Source organism: Aeromonas sp. S19(2024), from assembly GCF_041402625.1.
Lineage (GTDB): Bacteria > Pseudomonadota > Gammaproteobacteria > Enterobacterales > Aeromonadaceae > Aeromonas > Aeromonas caviae.
The window spans coordinates 1-18,290 of record NZ_JBGLQU010000008.1; the positions used below are offsets into that span (position 1 = coordinate 1).

Sequence of the window (18,290 nt, forward strand, 5' to 3'; positions counted from 1 at the left end):
CTCTGCTTTTTGTGGTGGCAATGCAATTCGGACGCGGGGTGGAGCAGCTCGGTAGCTCGTCGGGCTCATAACCCGAAGGTCGTCGGTTCAAATCCGGCCCCCGCAACCAACTATTTGTATTCATGGCGAGCGCATAGTGCTGCGGTGGAGACGAAGACAGCAAGAAGCAACTGCTCTGCTTTTTGTGGTGGCAATGCAATTCGGACGCGGGGTGGAGCAGCTCGGTAGCTCGTCGGGCTCATAACCCGAAGGTCGTCGGTTCAAATCCGGCCCCCGCAACCAACTTCTGACTGTTTTTCTTCTGCATTACCTCGCGGATTCCCTCCGGCATCTGTTGCTTGCACACAATAATGTGTGTTTTTCCGATCCCTCTCGCCATTTGTTCGGTATCATCCTGCTTTCTGTTCATGGATGAGGCCGCACCTTGTGATGACCCCTTTTAGCTATTCTTCTCCCCAAATCACGATGCAGAGCACCTCCCTCGCCGAGGTAATGGCAGGGCCGACTGCCGTCAAACTCCTGCTCATTGCCGACTCAGCGCGCGATACCCTGCTGGCGACGCCTCCCTTTGCCGCCGTGGCAACCCAGATAGCCCTGGGTCAGAAGGCCCCCTATTCCCTCGACGACAGTCAGGGGCTGCAACGGGTGATCTTCATGGATGCCCGCCCGGTCCTGGATCATCGGCTCTACAAGCAGGTGCGCAGCTGGGTGGGCTCGCTGGCGGGTCTCAAGGCGACGCACCTGGCGCTCCATCTTGAGGGCTTTGACGATGAGCATCGCGCGCAACTGGCAAGGGTGGTGCTCGCCTGCCTGCTCGCCGCCGATGTGACCCTGCCGACCCAGAAACGGAGTGAGGCGACAAGACCGGGTTATCAGCAGTTGCAACTTTCCCCCCCTTGCGAGCTGGACATGGCCCGCCTGAGCGCAGAAGCCGAAGGCAACGGTCTGGCTCGCCACCTGGCGGTGCTACCAGCGTCCGAGCTCAATGCCCGTCATTACCGGGCCTATGCCCGGGAGCTGGCGCAGCAGGAGGGGTGGCAGTGGCAGGAGTTTGATGAGGCGAGCCTGGCACGGATGGGGGCTGGCGCCTTCCTGGCGGTGGCCCGTGGTTCGGCGGACGGCCAGGCCGCCATCGTCAGGCTCAGTTACTGTCCGGCCAACCCGCTACGCCGCGTCGCGCTGGTGGGCAAGGGGATCTGCCACGACTCCGGTGGCTACAACCTGAAAGTCGGTGGCAGCATGTATGGCATGCACCTGGACATGGGGGGCAGCGCGGTGGCCCTTGGCACACTGCTGGCCATCAGCCGGGCGAAACTCCCCATTGAGGTGCACTGCTGGCTCGCCATCGCCGAGAACCACATCGGCCCGCAGGCCTTCCGGCCCGGTGAGGTGGTGACCGCCCTCAACGGCACCACCATCGAAGTGGTGGACACCGACGCCGAGGGTCGCATGGTGCTGGCGGATGCCCTGACCTTGGCGGCCGGGGACAAACCCGACTTGCTGATCGACTATGCCACCCTGACCGGCGCCTGCAAACGGGCGCTCGGCAGCCGTTACAGCGGCGCCTTCACCAACCGCCCCGAGTGGCTCACCACTCTGATAGCGCTGGGACAGCAGAGCGGGGAGCGAGTCTGGCCCTTCCCCCTGGACGAGGATTACGATGACAACCTCGATAGCGAGTGGGCCGATCTGTTACAGTGCGCGCCGGGCGCCTCCCCGGATCACATCGATGCCGCCCGTTTTCTCACGCGCTTCGTGCCCGCCGAGCTTCCCTGGTTGCACCTCGACCTGAGTGGTTTTCGCAACAAGGGGGGCAATGGCGTGGTGGGCAGCGAGGTAACCGGCTTTGGTGTCAGGTTGACCCTGACCCTGCTCGACAGCCCTCTGGGGATGGGTGCGCCCGACGCATGACAACGTGGCCAAGCACAATCAATAAGGACAAGCGTGAAACAAGCAAGCTATGACTGGGTGCTGTTCGATCTGGACGAAACCCTGCTCGATTTTCCGGTCGCCAGGGCGCTGGAGCGGACCCTGCAGATCTACGGCGTGGCGCCGACTCCCCCCAAGATGGCGGAGTACCATGCGCTCAATCAGCGGCTCTGGCAGCAGTACAACTCAGGGGAGATTGACGCCACCCACCTGCAGCAGACCCGTTTTTCGCTCTTTGCCGAGCAGGTCAACGTGGCGCCCATGGCGATGAACGAGACCTTCCTGCAGCAGATCATCGCCCTGAGCGTGCCGCTGGAGGGGGTGGAGGAGACCCTGCAGGCCCTGAAGAGCAAGGTCAGAATGGGGATCATCACCAACGGCTTCAGCCTGCCCCAGCGCGGGCGCCTCGACAAACTGGGTTGGAACAGCTGGTTTGAGCCTCTCGTTATCTCTGACGAGGTGCAGGTGACCAAGCCGGCGGCGGCCATCTTCCAGCATGCCCTGGCGCAGATGGGTCAGCCGAGCCCGGCGCGGGTGTTGATGGTGGGGGACAATCCCAAGACCGACATCGCCGGTGCCGCCGCCCAGGGGCTTGCCACCTGCTGGTACAACCCGGGACGGGAGACAGTCCCGTGCGAGGCGACCCACGAGATCCACCACTTCGCCCATCTCTGCGCGATCGTGCTGGGAGAGTAGGTCCCCATGTCCGCAAGGATGTAAAAAAACAAGGCAGCCCATGGGCTGCCTTGTTTGCATCCGGCCTCTGCTAGCGGCCGAGGCGGGCGAGCAGCCAGGCCTCCAGCAAGGCCACTCCGGGGGCCAGCACGGCTTCGTCGAAGTCGAACTCCGGATGATGGTGGGGGGCCGCGAGGTTGGCTCCCAGGATGAAATAGGCGGCTTCGCCGCCGTGCTGCTGTACCCGCTCGATGAGGAAACCGGCATCCTCGCTGGCCCCGAAGCGGCGGGTGTGGATGGTATCAAGGGAATTCCCCTCTGCGAGAGGCACGATTTCCTCGATGAGGGCTGGGCTGTTCTCGATGCCGATCGCTTCCCCCTGTTTGCGGATGTGGTAGGTCGCGCCCTGCATCAGGGCCGCCCCCTCCACAATCTGCTGCACCTGATTGAACATGTAGTCGTTGAGGGCCGGCGTCGCGCCACGGGTCTCCCCCATCAGGTGGGCATGGCCCGGGATGACGTTGCGCCCACTGCCGCCGTTGAGCTGCCCCACGTTGATGCGGGTCATGCCGTCCCGATGGCGGGGAATGCCGAGCATGGCGGTGGTGGCCATGCAGGCCGCCGCCAGGGCATTGTGGCCCGCGTTGGGCTCGAGCCCCGCATGGGCAGCTTGCCCCATGAACTCCACGTCGAATTTGGTTGAACAGAGAAACTCGGTGGGGTTGACCACCAGCTCACCGCTGCTCGCGTGAATGCCGATGTGCAGTGCCAGCAGGGCGTCCACATCGTCGAGCTGCCCCCCTGCCGCGAGCGCCTTGCCGCCTCGGCAGCCCTCTTCAGCCGGCTGGAAGAAGAGCTTGATGCGGCCAGTGAGGCGATCAGCGAGGGCCGCGATCCGCTCGGCCAGCACCAGCCCGATGGCGGTGTGACCGTCGTGGGCACAGGCGTGCATCCAGCCCGGGTTGGCGGAGTGCCAGCCTCCCTGGCCGGGCAGGTGTGACGCCTCCTGGCTCTCTTCGACCTCCACCGCATCGATATCGAAGCGAAACGCCAGGGTGGGGCCGGGGCGCCCGCTCTCCCAGAGTCCCATCACGCCGGTGAGTGCGTCGATCCGCGTCATCCACTCCGGATGCGCCCCCTGGTGCAGGGCACGGGCCTTCTGGGCCTGGATGTCTATTTCCCGTCCCATGATGAGGGTGCTGGCGAGCAGTTGATCCCCCAGCATGATGGAGAAACCGAGTTCACTGAGGTGTTGGGCGATGAGGGTGGTGGTGCGAAATTCACACCAGGCGGCTTCGGGGTGACGATGAAGGTCGCGGCGCCAGTGGCGCAAGGCATCCTGAGTCATGGTGGTTCCTGCGTGGCAAATCCAGCGGCCATTGTGACGGGCAGGGGGGCAAGAGTAAATCCCGCAGGGGGAGATGCGGCAAGGGGAGCCCGGGCTCCCCTTGAAAGATGGCATGGATGTCGACGAGGTCGTTTTGTGCGCGCAGATCGCGCTCAATGATGGCTTGGTATCATCCTTTGCCAGAGCGCGTCAAAAACCCATGTTGCAGTCTGTTTTTTGAACCACCCCTCTGGTGGTAGAGGTGGCTGATGGCTGATTGACCGACTTAGAGCTGTGCCAGCGACGGCATGGAGACGGCAACCAGAGTGAAAAACACGGTGAAAACGGCGGTAACTACGAACTCTTTCATGATTTTATCTCCCTTGGTTGGCTCATGATGGAACCAAGATACCACAACAGAACGATAAAACAACGAAAAATGTAATTATGAGGCGAAAATGGTTTGGCGGTGAAATATGGCTGTATTTTTCCAAGTTTAAGGGTATTTTTTGTCCTGGGAAGGGTTTCATGGTGATACCAGTGAAAGGGGATGCATATAAAGTCTTTAAATACATTGAGTTATGTTGATTTTATGACTCTCTCCTTGGAGGTTCCGATTGGCTTCTTTGTGGTGATCTCCATTTTTAGTCAGCAAAATGGCCTGCGGGATGCGCCGATTGGTGTCGCCATAGGGAGGTTGGTGGCTGTCAGCCAGGTTTTGTCATCCCATGTCATGTTTTCTCACGACTTGTGTCCCAACCCCAGTCTGCAAGGCTGTTGCCAGCCAGGGTTATCCGATGAAGGCTCAATTTTCTGCTCATCCCAAACAGGCTGAGAGCAAAAAGAGTACGGAAAAACGACAAAAGGGCCGCCAAAGGTGCATGGAAGGGAAGGGGGAAAGCGGGAAAATGGGGGTTCGATCTTCATGGGGCCTTGGGTGGCCGGAAGCCCCGTTTTTTGCTGTTTTCTTGGGGGGGCGAGCCACAGGGCCCGCGCGCAGGGGAAGCGGGAGATATCGTCGGCCCACCCGGGTGGCTATATGGCGCCAGTGTGATGGGATGAAGGGCAGGGGAGGCCTGGCGCAGGGCCGTGGCACTGCGCCACCAAGGCCTTTATCCATACCCGTCGCGAACAAGGTGAGCAAGCAGAAAAGCGGGGGAAAGAAGTAAAGGAGAAGGTCGTGGGGTCAGAGGCTCAGGGCCGCCGGGCAAGGGGTAAGACATGGCGACAGTGGCCAGTGGATAGCCGGGCCCCCGCAGAGGGAGGAGGGGGTGAGGAGCCCGCATAAAAAAACCCTCCAGAGGAGGGTTTTTTGTCAGACCACAGCCTTTAGAACAGGGTGGTGGAGAGATCGTACAGCTCCTGGTTGAACGGGCGCTTGAGGTTCTCGATGCAGTCGATGATGTCGTGGTGCACCATCTCGTTGCCCTGAATGCCGACGCAGCGGCCACCCTGGCCCGCCAGCAGTTGCTCGACGGCGAAGGCACCCATGCGGCTGGACATGATACGGTCACGGGCAGTGGGAGAACCGCCACGCTGGATGTGACCCAGGATGGTGGCGCGGGTTTCGCGGCCGGTCATGGCCTCGATGTCTTTTGCCAGGGCGTTGACGTCGGTGACGTGCTCGCAGATGGTGATGATGGCGTGCTTCTTGCCCTTGGCTTCCCCTTCCTTGATCTGTTGCAGCAGCTTCTCCTTGTCGAAGGCCACTTCCGGCACGATCACGTACTCGGCACCACCGGCAACGGCGGCAGACATGGCCAGATCGCCGCAGTGGCGGCCCATGATCTCGACCACGGAGATGCGGTGGTGGGAGCTGCAGGTGTCGCGCAGGCGGTCGATGGCGTCCACGACCACGTTCAGGGCGGTATCAAAGCCGATGGTGAAGTCGGTACCGGCGATATCGTTGTCGATGGTGCCCGGCAGGCCGATGCAGGGGAAGCCCTCCTCGGTCAGCTTCTTGGCACCCATGTAGGAGCCGTCGCCGCCGATGACCACCAGGGCGTCGATGCCGTGTTTCTTCAGGTTTTCGACCGCTTCGGCACGGACTTTCGGATCCTTGAAGGCGGGGAAACGGGCGGAGCCCAGGAAGGTACCGCCACGGTTCACGACGTCGGAGACGCTGTGACGCTCGAGCTTGACGATACGGTCCTGGTGCAGACCGAGGTAGCCATCATAGATGCCGTAAACTTCCAGGCCATGATGCAGACCGGCGCGCACCACGGCGCGGATGGCTGCGTTCATACCCGGTGCGTCACCACCACTGGTCAAAACACCAATACGTTTGATTTGTTTGGTCATGAGTGCCTCTGGATCTGAGTTGTCGAAAATCAAGATTCTGAAAAATACGGCTGGCCGCTTTTACTATATCGGCTTTCCTATGGCGAGAGGGTCCATAGGAAAGCGATATGCAAAGAGGGGCGGGGCCCCTCTTTGCTTGGCGCTTACTTGGCTGCGCCAGCGATGATCTGGGAGAAGTCGTCCACTTTCAGGGACGCGCCACCCACCAGGCCACCGTCGATGTCCGGCTGGCCGAACAGGTCGGCAGCGGTGGCGCCAGTCACGGAGCCGCCGTACAGGATCTGTACCTTGGCAGCCACGGCTGCATCAAAACCGGCCAGGTATTGACGGATGTGAGCATGCACGGATTGTGCGATCTCCGGGGTGGCGGTCTTGCCGGTGCCGATGGCCCATACCGGCTCGTAAGCGATGACGGCGTTCTCGAAGGAGGCGATGCCGCAGCGATCGATCACGGCCTTGAGCTGGGTCTCGACCACCTGGTTGGTGGTACCGGCTTCGAACTGGGCCAGGGTTTCACCGATGCACAGCACGGGGATCAGGCCGCCCTTCTGGATGGCTTCGTACTTGGCAGCCACCACGTCGTCGGTCTCTGCGTGCAGGGTACGACGCTCGCTGTGACCGACCAGGGAGTAGGTGCAGCCGAAGGCTTTGAGCATGGAGGGGGCGTTTTCGCCGGTGAAGGCGCCGGACTCGTGAATGTCGGCGTTCTGGGCACCGTAGGCGATCTTGCTGCCGGCGGTCAGCTGTTCAACCAGACCCAAAAAGATAACCGGCGGGCAGACGGCCACTTGCACGGAAGGATGAGCGGCAGCGGCCGGGGTCAGTCCTTTGATCAGGGCTTCTACAGAAGCCTTGGTGCCGTTCAGTTTCCAGTTACCCATTACCAGGTGCTGTCTCATCTTCTATATCTCCTAGGCATTTGATTGCGCAACATTATATGAATTGAACCGAGCCCAAGATAGCTGACCCGGCGGCAAATGACGTAATTTTTTTTCGCTTTCCTGATCCAAATCAGGAATGCAAGGCGCGATTGCTCACTCGGTGACCTGCCCACGCAAACGGGCCCACCATACCCCAATCCACTCGTGAATGGCAGCCTCGGAATACATCAGATAACGCCCCTTGGGGAGGTAGCTGTAGAGGGGTTGCGGCTCCTGACTCTGCTTGGCGGTGTAATCGGTGGGAGCCGGCACCGCATCGAGTCCCTGACTGCGATAGAGGGCCATGGCCCGGGGCAGGTGGGTGGCCGAACTCACCAGCGCCACCCGCTTGCCGTTGAGGTGGGCGGCGATGCTGACCGCCTCGTCATGGGTGTCTTTGTTGTTTTCAAACAACGTCATGCGCGCGCGCGGGATGCCAAGGCTTTCCGCCATGCGGGCGTTGACCTCGGCGTTCGACAGGGGATCCCCGGCCACGGCACCGGAGAAAACCAGCTCGGCCTCTGGATAGGCCAGGGCCAGGCGAACCCCTTCCAGGGTGCGCGCCAGGGAGATGTTGTTTTGCCAGGCGCGCTCTGGGATGGCCGGATCGCTCACATGACCGTTGCCCAGCACGACGATGGCCTGGATGTCAGGATGCTGGCTCACCTCGAAGGGGAGATAGGTCTGCTCCAGGCTGCGGGCCAGCTCGTAGCTCACCGGCCGCGTCCCCATCAGGGCGATGATCACCAAGGAGAGGGTCGCCAGCAGCCTGCCGCTTTTTTGAAAGCGGGTGAACCAGAGCAGCACGAGCGCCAGCACCAACAAGGAGAGAGAGAAGGGGAGCGGCATCAGCAGATGGCCCAGCCATTTCTTGATGACAAAGAAGTTGAGCTCGAACACGACAGACACGTCCTTGAGTTTTCAGCAAATTCGGGATGTGACAGAATACCCCTCTTTTTTCCTGTGGCCCAATCCTGTGTGGTTCCTCCTGCGGCCCTCATGGCGGGGCGGTCGAAGATGAGTGTGTCTTGAAGCAAGATCAGAGTTTTGACGGGCGCGCGGACAAGTTCGCTCGCAACATTTACGACTCCACCAAGGGGCGCATTCGCACCACCATTGTCTGGAGTGACATCGAAGCCTGCCTGGCGCGCCTGGGCAACCGGCCGCTACGCATCCTGGATGCCGGCGGCGGCTTTGGCTACTTCGCCCAGAAACTGGCGGCCATGGGCCATCAGGTGGAGCTGTGCGATTTGTCGGCAGAAATGCTGGATCTGGCCCGGGAGCAGATCGCCCAGAAGGGGTTGGAAGACAGAATTCGTCTCATCCATTGCCCCATTCAGGATCTCAAGCAACACGTGACCGGCACCTTCGATCTGGTGCTCTGTCACGCGGTACTGGAGTGGCTCGCCGAGCCGCGCCAGACCTTGCTGGGTCTGTTCCCTTTCGTCAAGGCTGGGGGCATACTGTCGCTGCTTTTTTACAATCGTCACGGCCTCCTGTTCCAGAGCCTGGTGGTGGGCAATTTTGACTATGTGCGCCTGGGCCTTCGCAAGAAACGCCAGACTGCCCTGACTCCCACCAATCCCCAGTTGCCGGAGCAGGTCTATGACTGGATAGGCCGGGGGGGATTGCGGATCATCGGCAAGACCGGGGTGCGCGTCATCCACGACTACATGCGCCACAAGCAGGATCAGGTCGAGAAGTTCGAGGACTTGCTGGCCATGGAGCAGCAATATTGCCGCCAGGAGCCCTTTGTTTCCCTGGGGCGCTACATCCATGTGATGGCCCAGAAACCGGCCGGTTGAGACCCACCGGCGTGAATACGATGCGGGATCCAGCCGCCGGGGCGCCACCGACCCCGGCCTATATCACCACGGCGGGCGAAGACCTGCCGACTATAACAACGAGATGATAACGTCATGATGAGTACATCCCGTACCCTGCCAGAGACGGTGGGATGGGTCAGACAGGAGGGGTTGGCGCTGAACCTCCCCACCGACAGGCTGGCCTTTCTGATAGCGATCAAGACGCTCTCCGAGGACGAGTCTGATCTCTCGGAGGCCGCGCTGCACGATGCCTTTGGCTATGTCAGCAGTGCCTTCGGCCAGATGGACGAGACCCTCACCGGTCGCGCCAACAACGCCATCAACGATCTCATTCGCCAGCAACTGCTGTCGCGTTTCACCACCGACATGGTGGCGGGGGAGAGCCTCTACCGCCTGTCGCGCCTTGGCATGAGCATCGTCGATTTCTTCATGGATCAGCGCCAGGTGGACTCCATCAAGCTCTCCATCCTGCTCGAGCACCTGGCGGCCGAGCTCGACACCGCCCGCAAGGCGGCGCTCGAGACCAACACCCGGGAGCAGTGGGACGCCGAGGTGCTGCCGCGCCTCTCCTTCTCCCTGGAAGAGACGCTCGGGCGCATCGATCTCACCCAGCGCGCCATGGACGAGCAGCAAAACCAGGTCAAGAGCGAGATCGCGGCCCTGCTGACCCAGAACTGGGTCGATGCCATCCACAGCTGCGAGAAGCTCCTGCACGAGACCGGCCAGACCCTGCGCGAGTTGCAGGACACCCTGGACGCCGCCGGCCACCGCCTGCAGGCGGGGCTGCTCAACATTCAGGAAGCGGCCCAGGGGCGTGATGATCTGTTCCACGTCGAGGAGCTGACCCACGCCCTGCAGGGGCGTCTGGACGTCATCACCGCCTGGGGCCAGCAGTGCATCGAGCTCTGGTCCCGTTATGACAGGCACGTTCACAAGTTCATCCGCAACGCCATCGACATGGACAAGAACCGCGCCTTCAGCCAGCGGCTGCGGGAATCCATCCGCAACTTCGAGCAGCACAGCTGGTTGTTGCGGGTGGCCGAAGAGCCCCGTTTGCTGGAGCTGCGGGATGAAACCATCGCCATCCACGACGAGGAGGTGACCGGCGAGGTGCCCCTCGAGATGGAGTACGTGGAGATGGTGGACATCAACCAGGAGCTGGCGGAGCGCATCGAGCGCTACCTGGCCCGCTACCCGGAGCAGGGAGATCGGCTGGATCTTGCCGACGTGCTGCGGGAATACCTGCTTGACTACCCGGCTCATGCCCACTTCGACGTGGCGCGCCTCCTGATCGATCAGGCCGTGCGTCTCGGCCATGCCAGCGGTGAGCGCGAACACCACCGCCAACCCGCATGGAAACCCATCAACCAAGCTGGATCCAAGGTTCAGGCCTATGTCATCGATCAATACTGAATTCCCCTTGCCCCTGCGTCTCGCAGAGGCCATCGCCAACCCCTTGTTTCCGCGCATCGACACCGCCCTGCGCTCCGGTCGCCACATCAGTGCCGACGAATTCGAGCAGCACTCGGCCCTGGTGGAGTACCACCAGGAGCTGGAGATCTTCTACGGCCGCTATCAGGTGGAACTCATCAAGGCGCCGGAAGGCTTCTTCTACCTGCGTCCGCGCCCGAGCGCCGACATCGGAACAACAGTGCTATCTGAGCTCGATATGCTGGTGGGCAAGGTGCTCTGCTACCTGTTCCTGAGCCCGGACAGGCTCGCCTCTGAAGGGGTGTTCGCCATGGGCGAGCTGCAAGAAGAGGTGCTGAGTCTGGCGGACGAGAAGCAACTGCTGCGCATGGTCAACAGCCGCTCCGGCGGCACGGATCTGGACAAGAAGAAGCTCCTCGAGAAGATCCGCACCTCCATGCGTCGCCTCAAGCGCCTCGGGATGATCACCCCCCTTGGCAACAGCGACAAATTCCGGGTCAACGAATCCGTGTTCCGCTTCGCCGCCGATGTGCGCTCCGACGAGGATCCTCGCGCGGTGCAACTGCGGATGATCCAGGAAGGGGAGGCCATTTTCCACGACGACGAGATGCCGAGCAGCGATTCCCTGTTCGAGGATATCGAAGAGGATCTGGACGAAGAGCAGCTGGAGCTGGAGGTGGAAGATGATCTGCAACGTTAATGTGCCGGCACTGATGGTGTCTGCCGGTTTGATGGAGAGTGTGGCGTGAGAGGCAAATTCAAATCCCTGACCATGGTCAACTGGAACGGCTTCTTCGCCCGCACCTTCGATCTCGACCAGCTGGTCACGACCCTGTCCGGCGGCAACGGCGCGGGCAAGTCCACCACCATGGCGGCCTTTATCGCGGCCCTCATTCCCGACCAGTCACTGCTTCACTTCCGTAACACCACGGAGGCGGGCTCCTCCAGCGCCTCCCGCGACAAGGGGCTCTACGGCAAGCTGCAGCGCGGCCACTGCTATTCGCTGCTGGAAGTGATGAACAGCCGAGAGCAGCGGATCTGGGTCGGCGTCCACCTCGAACAGGTGGCCAACCGTGACAACAAGGTCAACATCACCCCGTTCGCCCTGGTGGATGTGCCCGAGCACCTGGCGCCCACGGATCTGCTGCTGGAGAAGCTCGACGACGGCAAGGGCCGGGTACGTGCCTTCGCCGATCTGAAGGGGGCGGCAGCGGAGCTCGGCGCCATCAAGGTCGCCAAGTTCAATACGGTGACCGACTATCACAACTTCATGTTCGAGTTCGGCATCACCCCGAAGAAACTGCGGGATCAGAAGGATCGTGGCAAGTTCTATCGCCTGATCGAAGCCTCCCTCTACGGCGGTATTTCGTCTTCCATCAGCCGCTCCTTGCGTGAATACCTGCTGCCGGAGAACTCCGGGGTACGCAAGGCGTTCCAGGACATGGAGGCGGCCATCTACGAGAACCGCCGCACCCTGGAAGCCATCAAGGAGACTCAGGGTCAGCGGGATCTCTTCAAGAACCTCATCACCGAGACCACCCACTATGTGGCCGCGGAGTATGTGCGGGGCGCCGCCGAGAAGAGCCGCCTCTCCGAGCTGGCCCTCAAGGCACGCTCTGAGCTCGCCGGCAAACGCCGCCTGCTGGCCGAGGAGAAGCAGCGCGCCATCTATCTGGCGGACGAGGTGGATCAGCTCACCAACCGCGAGAAGCTCCTGACCGACGAGCTGGAGTCCGCCGCCGAGCACCTGGCCAAGGTGATGGCGGCCGTGGCCCTACAAAAGAAGATTGCCCTCTATCGCGCCGATCTGGCGGAGCTCAACGACAAGCTGGAGCAGCAGCAGGCGGTGGTGGAAGAGATCCACGGCCAGTTGCTGGAAGTGGAAGAGCGCAAGGAGCTGGCCCAGGCAGAGGTGGACAGCCTCAAGACCCAGCTCGCCGACTATCAGCAGGCGCTCGATATCCAGCAGACCCGCGCCATCCAGTACCGTCAGGCGGTGCAGGCCCTCGATGCTGCCCGCGAGCAATGCGAGTTGCCGGGGCTCGAGCCTGCGCAGGCGAGCGACACCCTGCATCAGTTCCGCGCAGCCGAGCAGAGCCTCACCAGCCGGGTGCTGGGGGCCGAGCAGCAGTTGGCGCTGGCAAAAGCCGCGGTGGCCGAGCACCAGGCCGCGCTGACGCTGCTTTTGAGCATCGCCCCCGAGACAGTGCGCGAGGCTGCCTGGCCTACCGCGCAGGGGCTGCTCAAGCGTCATATCGAGGACAAGGCCCGCGTCAGTCAGGGGCAGGGGCTGCGCGTCGCCCTGGCTCGCCTCGAGAAAGAGAGCGAAAGCCAGAAGACGCTCTTGCGGCTGCGAGACGAGCTGGCCCAGGCGTCTGGTCAGCACATTGCCAGCCAGGACGAGCTGGAGATCTTCCTCGAAGCCCAGCGCACCCGCCAGGAGGAGCTAGCCGAGCAGCAGGCGGAGGCCAATCAGCGCCGCGCCAGCCTCGAGCATCAGGGCACTCAGCTGGGCCGCGATATCGCGGAACTGACCAAGCTGGCCCCGCGCTGGCTCAAATCCTTTGAAAAACTCGAGCAACTACGCGAGCAGAGTGGCTTGGCCTTGGCCACCGCCGAAGAACTCTCTTCCGGCATGCAGAGCGTGCTCGACAAGGAGCGGGAGTTCGAGCAGGAGAGCAACCGCATTCAGGGCCAGAAACAGGCGCTGGAGCTGCAAATTCGCAACCTGCAGCTGGGGGCAGGCGAGGCGGATCCCCGTCTTGCCCGCATCGCCGAGCAGGTGGGGGGCGTGCTGCTCTCGGACGTCTATGACGACATCTCCATCGACGATGCCCCTTACTACTCCGCGCTCTACGGCCCGGCTCGCAGCGCCCTGGTGGTGCTCGACCTCGAAGGCGCCATCGAGCGGCTGAAAAAGCTGGAAGATTGCCCGGAAGATATCTACCTCATTCAGGGCAACCCCGACTCCTTTGACGAGGATCTGGTGGAAGCGGACGAGCTGGGGGACGCCGTGCTGGTGCGCACCAGCAAGCGTCAGGTGCGCTTCTCCCGCTACCCCGAGCTGCCGCTGTTTGGCCGCGCCGCCCGGGAAAAACGGATCGAGCAGCTCGATCTTGAGCGGGAAAACCTCATCGAGGGCTACGCCAAGGCCGCCTTCGAGCAGCAGAAGTATCACCGTCTCTACGGGCATTTTCGCGACTTTATCGGTCAGCATCTGGATATCGCCTTCCGCCCGGACCCCGAAGCGGAAGTGCAGGCCAAGCAGCACGAGCAGCGCAAGCTGCAAGAAACCATCGCCGAGTGCGACAAGCAGCTGAGTGATGCCAAAGCAGCCGCCGCCCAGCTGACCCGCCATATCCAGCTGGTGCAGGGGATGCTGCCCTTTGCCCACCTGTTTGCCGAGGCAGACCTGGCGGCCCGCCTCGAGGCGGCTCACGCCGATGTGGAGGCGCTTAAAACAGCCGAAGCCTTTATCGCCAGGCACGGCAAGGCGCTGGAAAAACTCGAGACCCAGGTGCAGGTGCTGCGCCAGGATCCCCAGGATCTGGCGGCCCTGCAGGCGGCCTTTGACGAGGTGAGCGACCTGCTGGCCGAGCAGAAGCGCCGTTGCTACGCCCTCGATCAGCTGGTGGCCCGTCTGCCGCACTTTGCCTATCAGGATGCGCAAGATCTGCTGGGCAAGGCGTCCGAGATGAGCGAGCGACTCAAAGAGAAGCTCAAGGCGGCAGAGCTTGCCGCCCGCACCGCCGGTGAGCAGCACAAGCAGATCACCCAGCGCCACACCGAGGCGCTGCAACTGCGCACGGCGCTCGATTCCAGCGCCTCGGCCAAGGGGCAGACCCTGGCGGAGTTCGAGCAGGAGCTGGCGGCCATGGGGCTGACCCTGTCGGATGACATGGAAGAGAAGGCCCGTGCCCACAAGAAAGAGATTGAAGAGCTGCTTATCCGCACCCGGACCCGCCGCACCAGCGCCGAGGCCCAGTTGCAGGTGTGCAAGCGCGAAATCGAGTCCCTTGGCGGTCGTCTCAAGCTCGAAGGCAAGGATTACTACAGCGCCCGCAAATCCCTGGTGGGTCACAAGGCGAGCTGGTCGCGGGTGGTGCGTCTGGCACGGGAGACCGACGTCGAGAAGCGTCTGAACAAGCGCGAGCTGGCTTATCTTGACAGCGACGAGCTGCGCTCCATGTCGGACAAGGCCCTCGGCGCCCTGCGGGTGGCGGTGGCCCAAGACGAGGCCCTGCGCGATGCGCTGCGTCTGTCGGAAGGCAACCGCAGCACCGAGCAGAAGGTCGCCTTCTATGTGCAGGTCTACCGTTACCTGAAAGATCGCATCCGCAACGACATCATCCGCTCGGACGATCCGGTGGAAGCCATCGAGGAGATGGAGATCGAGCTGGCGCGCCTCGCCGACGAGCTCAAGCAGCGGGAAACCCATCTGTCCCTCTCCTCCCACGAGGTGGCGGCCAAGATCACCAACATCATCCGCCGGGAGCAGAACCGCATCCGGGTATTGAACCAGGGCCTGCAGAACATCGCCTTCGGTCTGGTGCGCGGGGTGCGTCTCAACGTCAATATCCGCGAGGCCCACACTCGCCTCCTGACCGCACTCGCCGATCAGAGCGCCATGCACAACGATCTTTTCGCCGACAAGGAGCTCAGCTTCTCCGAGGCCATGGCCAAGCTCTTCCAGCGTCTCAACCCGCAGGTGGAGCAGGGGGAGCGCAACTATCAGGTGATGGGGGACGTGCTGCTCGACTATCGCAACTACCTGGAGCTGGAGATCGAGGTGCAGCGCGGGGCTGACGGCTGGCTGCGTGCCGAGAGCGGCGCCCTCTCCACCGGCGAGGCGATCGGCACCGGTCAGGCCATCCTCTTGATGGTGCTCATCAGCTGGGAGGAGGAGTCCCGCCGTCTGCGCGGCAAGGACATCGCTCCCTGCCGCCTGTTGTTCCTGGACGAAGCGGCGCGGCTTGATGGCAAATCCATCGCTACCCTGTTCGAGCTGTGCGAACGCCAGGATATGCAGCTCCTCATCGCGGCGCCCGAGAACATCAGCCCCGAGAAGGGCACCACCTACAAGCTCATCCGCAAGGTGCAGGGCAAGCACGAACATGTGCATGTGGTGGGGCTGCGCGGCTTTGGCTTCGCCGACGACAAGCTTATCGCCTGACCCCTTCCCCTGACAGGGGCTGACGGAGCGATACGCAAAACGGGAGGCCTGGGCCTCCCGTTTTCCATGGGAAATGTGAGAGAGTAGGCCCCTGTTAACGGAAGCCCGACTGGCGATGCTGGTCGCTCTGTCCCATCGAGGAAGCAACGCATGACGACGCGACAAAAAGGGCTGCTGGCCTCCCTGTGCCTGCTGCTGGCCGCCTGCAGCAGCCAGCCTGATGCAGGCAGTGCGGGCAACTGGCGAGGCTATACCCAGACGGGGCTCGCCTCCTATTACGCCGATCGCTACCACAACAAGCGCACCGCCAGCGGGGAGCCTTACCAGCGCCACGCCAACACCGCCGCCCACATGACACTGCCCTTCGGCGCCCTGGTGAGGGTCACCAACCTTGCCAACGACAAGAGCGTGGTGGTGCGGGTCAACGACAGGGGTAACTTCCCCCGCGGGCGCATCATCGATCTCTCCAGGGCGGCGTTCAGCGCCATCGGCAATCCCCGATCCGGGCTTATCAAGGTCAGGATTGAGGTGCTCTAGTCACCGGGTCTGCATGTGCTGGTGCCCCTCCATACCCGGGCCGCTGGAAGAGGGCATTTCCCGGTGATCGCGGGCCATCTTCTTCATTCCATTGGTGAGGTCGCCAACGTGACTTCCCATTTTCCGGTGTGCCATTAAGATAGCCAAACGAAAATCAGGGCGTCTTTGCCATCTGGCGGCAACCGGGCATGGCATGGTGTGTGAGACACCCTTTCAACCCCCTGCCCATGTTTCGCCGCTAAGGAGCAGGCTATAAAGAGAGACGTCATTCACAGGGAGGATCAGAACATGACTGACAAGCGTGCCATTCAGGCAACGGCCATCCCCGAGCACAAGGCAAAGTCCCTCTATCCGGAGCCCTTTGCCTCCCTGGTCAAGCACCGCACCCGGCGCAGGCTGGGGGATCATTTCGGCCTTGCCAATTTCGGGGTCAACCTGACGACCCTGGCACCGGGGGCCATCTCGGCGCTCAAGCACCATCACGGCCTGCAGGACGAGTTCGTTTATGTGCTCTCGGGCAATCCCACCCTGCGCCACGGGGAGGAGGAGTACCGGATGTCGCCGGGGGAGTGCATCGGCTTCAAGGGGGGCAGCGGCCTGGCCCACCAGTTGCTCAACCACGGTGAGGTGGACGCTGTCTATCTCGAGGTGGGGGACAGGCTGCCAGGGGATACCGTCGACTATCCCGACGACGATCTGGCCCTGGTACAGGGTGCCGATGGCGCCTGGTCAGCCAGACACAAGGATGGCAGCCCCTACTAGGGGCGCCTCTTCGGGCAATGAGAGAGACCTCCATGGTGTTCAGCTCCTTTTCTGCTGTCAGGGCAGAGGATTTTCTGCCGCTGCTCAACGACGAGACGCTGCGAAAGCACCTGATCCCTCACCCGCTTTTCGATGTGGCCGGGGTGCGCGACTGGATGGCGTACAAGCTGGGAATTGACGCCCGGCCAGGTTGTCGCGTGCGAGCCATCTTCCTCGACGGCACCCTGGCGGGGTGGTGCGGTATCCAGCCCGATGACGAGGGGGTGGAGCTTGCCATCGTGCTCGCCAGGGCCGGCTGGGGAAGCGGCGTGGCGATTTTCAACGAGATGATGGGGTGGGCGAGGGAGCTTGGCCATCGGACGATACTCTTTCACTTGCTGGATACCCGCCCGCCTTATCTGTCCCTCGCCAGACGGGCCATCTGGGTGAGGAAAACGCGCCTGGGCGAACACCCTTTCACCACCTATTGCCTTGACGTTGAGCGCTGGTCTGCAGGCCCTTAGCCTAGACCAGGGGGCAGCAAGCCGTGCCGCCTCCTGGCGGGTCCCGTTGCCACCCTTTGCGCCATGATCCCTCCCGCTCGTTTGTTCCTCCGTGCACGGCGTGGTTATCCACCCCGTTGAACACAGTGTTCATTCTGCCCCCCTATATGGCCCCCACCGTCCTGCCTACACTGGGCAACGTCTGATGGGGGCGCATCCGGCAGTATAAATCGCTGTCCAGGTTGCACTCTCTGGCGTATTGACGATGTACAACGGAGAAAACTGGATGAAAAAAGAGACAGACAAACTGGTATCGATCGCGGTGCTCAAGGCCCGTGACGGCATGGGAGAGCGCCTTCGCGATGCCCTGCTTACCTTGATTGGCCCCACTCGCCAAGAGCCAGGCAACCTCGATTACGTGCTGTTCGAGTTGAAGGATGAACCCGGTACCTTCTACATGCGGGAAGCCTTCGTGAGTCAGGCCGCCCTGGATGCCCACTGTGAGACCGCGTATTTCCAGGCTTTCGCTCGCCAGGCGGACGAACTGCTGGCCGAACCCCTTCGGCTTGTCTTCATGGAAGAAGTGAGCCCCTGATCCTTGCCGCAGAGCCCGATGCTCCCCTCATCGGGCTTTTTTCCTTCAGCCTCGCTCCCGGCAATCGCATCTACCTGCTCGGCTGCGTGGCCATGGCCCTCAACCCCATCCTGATCAAGCGCTGCTACCGGGGGGAGTCCTTCCTCCACCTGACCGGCTGGACCCTCATCTGCGCCACTGTGCTGCTCACCGGCATGCTGACCGGGGAGACAGTACACTGGGAGCAGGTAGGCTGGGGAGGAGGGGGTGTGCTGCTGACCATGGTGGTCATGGTGCTTCTGCCCCTTCATGCTGGCAAACGTGGGGCGGTCTGAGGGGCTGCCTGTGGCCCT

Annotated in this window: 15 protein-coding genes and 2 tRNA genes; 13 read left to right on the plus strand and 4 right to left on the minus strand. The window is 62.2% G+C overall.

Annotated elements, in window-relative coordinates:
* Nucleotides 1-32 precede the first annotated feature (32 nt).
* From ACB037_RS15410 to yjjG, 4 genes are all read left to right on the plus strand, one after another.
* A tRNA-Met gene (locus ACB037_RS15410) sits at nucleotides 33-109 on the plus strand.
* A 96-nt stretch (nucleotides 110-205) separates the two neighbouring features.
* Nucleotides 206-282, plus strand: a tRNA-Met gene (locus tag ACB037_RS15415).
* Between the two features lie 144 nt (nucleotides 283-426).
* Nucleotides 427-1,911 carry a leucyl aminopeptidase family protein gene (locus ACB037_RS15420; RefSeq protein ID WP_180906907.1) on the plus strand — a complete coding sequence of 495 codons (1,485 nt, stop codon included), beginning with the start codon at nucleotides 427-429 and terminating at the stop codon, nucleotides 1,909-1,911.
* Between the two features lie 33 nt (nucleotides 1,912-1,944).
* The gene (gene yjjG, locus ACB037_RS15425) at nucleotides 1,945-2,625 is read left to right on the plus strand and encodes a pyrimidine 5'-nucleotidase (RefSeq protein WP_042879264.1); all 681 of its coding nucleotides are present in this window, start codon (nucleotides 1,945-1,947) and stop codon (nucleotides 2,623-2,625) included.
* Between the two features lie 70 nt (nucleotides 2,626-2,695).
* On the opposite strand, the gene ACB037_RS15430 is transcribed toward yjjG, so the two are convergent.
* The 4 genes from ACB037_RS15430 to elyC all read right to left on the minus strand — a co-directional run bounded on the left by ACB037_RS15430 (nucleotide 2,696) and on the right by elyC (nucleotide 8,052).
* Complete coding sequence (locus ACB037_RS15430; protein WP_371175534.1) at nucleotides 2,696-3,952, minus strand: amidohydrolase; 1,257 nt, start codon at nucleotides 3,950-3,952, stop codon at nucleotides 2,696-2,698.
* Nucleotides 3,953-5,260: 1,308 nt separating this feature from the next.
* Entirely contained in the window at nucleotides 5,261-6,232 is a 972-nt protein-coding gene (gene pfkA / locus ACB037_RS15435; protein ID WP_010674852.1) for a 6-phosphofructokinase, read from the minus strand.
* Nucleotides 6,233-6,375: 143 nt separating this feature from the next.
* Entirely contained in the window at nucleotides 6,376-7,131 is a 756-nt protein-coding gene (gene tpiA / locus ACB037_RS15440) for a triose-phosphate isomerase (protein WP_371175535.1), read from the minus strand.
* Between the two features lie 135 nt (nucleotides 7,132-7,266).
* Complete coding sequence (gene elyC / locus ACB037_RS15445) at nucleotides 7,267-8,052, minus strand: envelope biogenesis factor ElyC (protein WP_336569493.1); 786 nt, start codon at nucleotides 8,050-8,052, stop codon at nucleotides 7,267-7,269.
* A gap of 128 nt (nucleotides 8,053-8,180) precedes the next feature.
* On the opposite strand from elyC, the gene cmoM reads away from it, so the two are divergent.
* The 9 genes from cmoM to ACB037_RS15490 all read left to right on the plus strand — a co-directional run bounded on the left by cmoM (nucleotide 8,181) and on the right by ACB037_RS15490 (nucleotide 18,272).
* Nucleotides 8,181-8,957: a tRNA uridine 5-oxyacetic acid(34) methyltransferase CmoM gene (cmoM, locus tag ACB037_RS15450; protein ID WP_263308922.1), complete on the plus strand. Its 777-nt coding sequence runs from the start codon at nucleotides 8,181-8,183 to the stop codon at nucleotides 8,955-8,957.
* Between the two features lie 114 nt (nucleotides 8,958-9,071).
* The gene (gene mukF / locus ACB037_RS15455; protein ID WP_039040724.1) at nucleotides 9,072-10,391 is read left to right on the plus strand and encodes a chromosome partition protein MukF; all 1,320 of its coding nucleotides are present in this window, start codon (nucleotides 9,072-9,074) and stop codon (nucleotides 10,389-10,391) included.
* Nucleotides 10,372-11,109, plus strand: coding sequence for a chromosome partition protein MukE (gene mukE / locus ACB037_RS15460; protein ID WP_029314572.1), 738 nt, complete (start codon nucleotides 10,372-10,374; stop codon nucleotides 11,107-11,109). Before mukF ends, mukE begins: the two co-directional genes overlap by 20 nt.
* Nucleotides 11,110-11,154: 45 nt before the next feature.
* Nucleotides 11,155-15,582: a chromosome partition protein MukB gene (mukB, locus tag ACB037_RS15465; protein ID WP_371175536.1), complete on the plus strand. Its 4,428-nt coding sequence runs from the start codon at nucleotides 11,155-11,157 to the stop codon at nucleotides 15,580-15,582.
* A 150-nt stretch (nucleotides 15,583-15,732) separates the two neighbouring features.
* The gene (locus tag ACB037_RS15470) at nucleotides 15,733-16,119 is read left to right on the plus strand and encodes a septal ring lytic transglycosylase RlpA family protein (protein WP_042017161.1); all 387 of its coding nucleotides are present in this window, start codon (nucleotides 15,733-15,735) and stop codon (nucleotides 16,117-16,119) included.
* 288 nt (nucleotides 16,120-16,407) lie between these two features.
* Nucleotides 16,408-16,881: a cupin domain-containing protein gene (locus tag ACB037_RS15475; RefSeq protein ID WP_039040728.1), complete on the plus strand. Its 474-nt coding sequence runs from the start codon at nucleotides 16,408-16,410 to the stop codon at nucleotides 16,879-16,881.
* Between the two features lie 17 nt (nucleotides 16,882-16,898).
* Nucleotides 16,899-17,384: a GNAT family N-acetyltransferase gene (locus ACB037_RS15480; RefSeq protein WP_371175537.1), complete on the plus strand. Its 486-nt coding sequence runs from the start codon at nucleotides 16,899-16,901 to the stop codon at nucleotides 17,382-17,384.
* 265 nt (nucleotides 17,385-17,649) lie between these two features.
* The gene (locus tag ACB037_RS15485) at nucleotides 17,650-17,958 is read left to right on the plus strand and encodes a putative quinol monooxygenase (protein ID WP_010674842.1); all 309 of its coding nucleotides are present in this window, start codon (nucleotides 17,650-17,652) and stop codon (nucleotides 17,956-17,958) included.
* Between the two features lie 92 nt (nucleotides 17,959-18,050).
* Entirely contained in the window at nucleotides 18,051-18,272 is a 222-nt protein-coding gene (locus tag ACB037_RS15490) for a hypothetical protein (RefSeq protein WP_323956074.1), read from the plus strand.
* The last annotated feature ends 18 nt before the right edge of the window (nucleotides 18,273-18,290 follow it).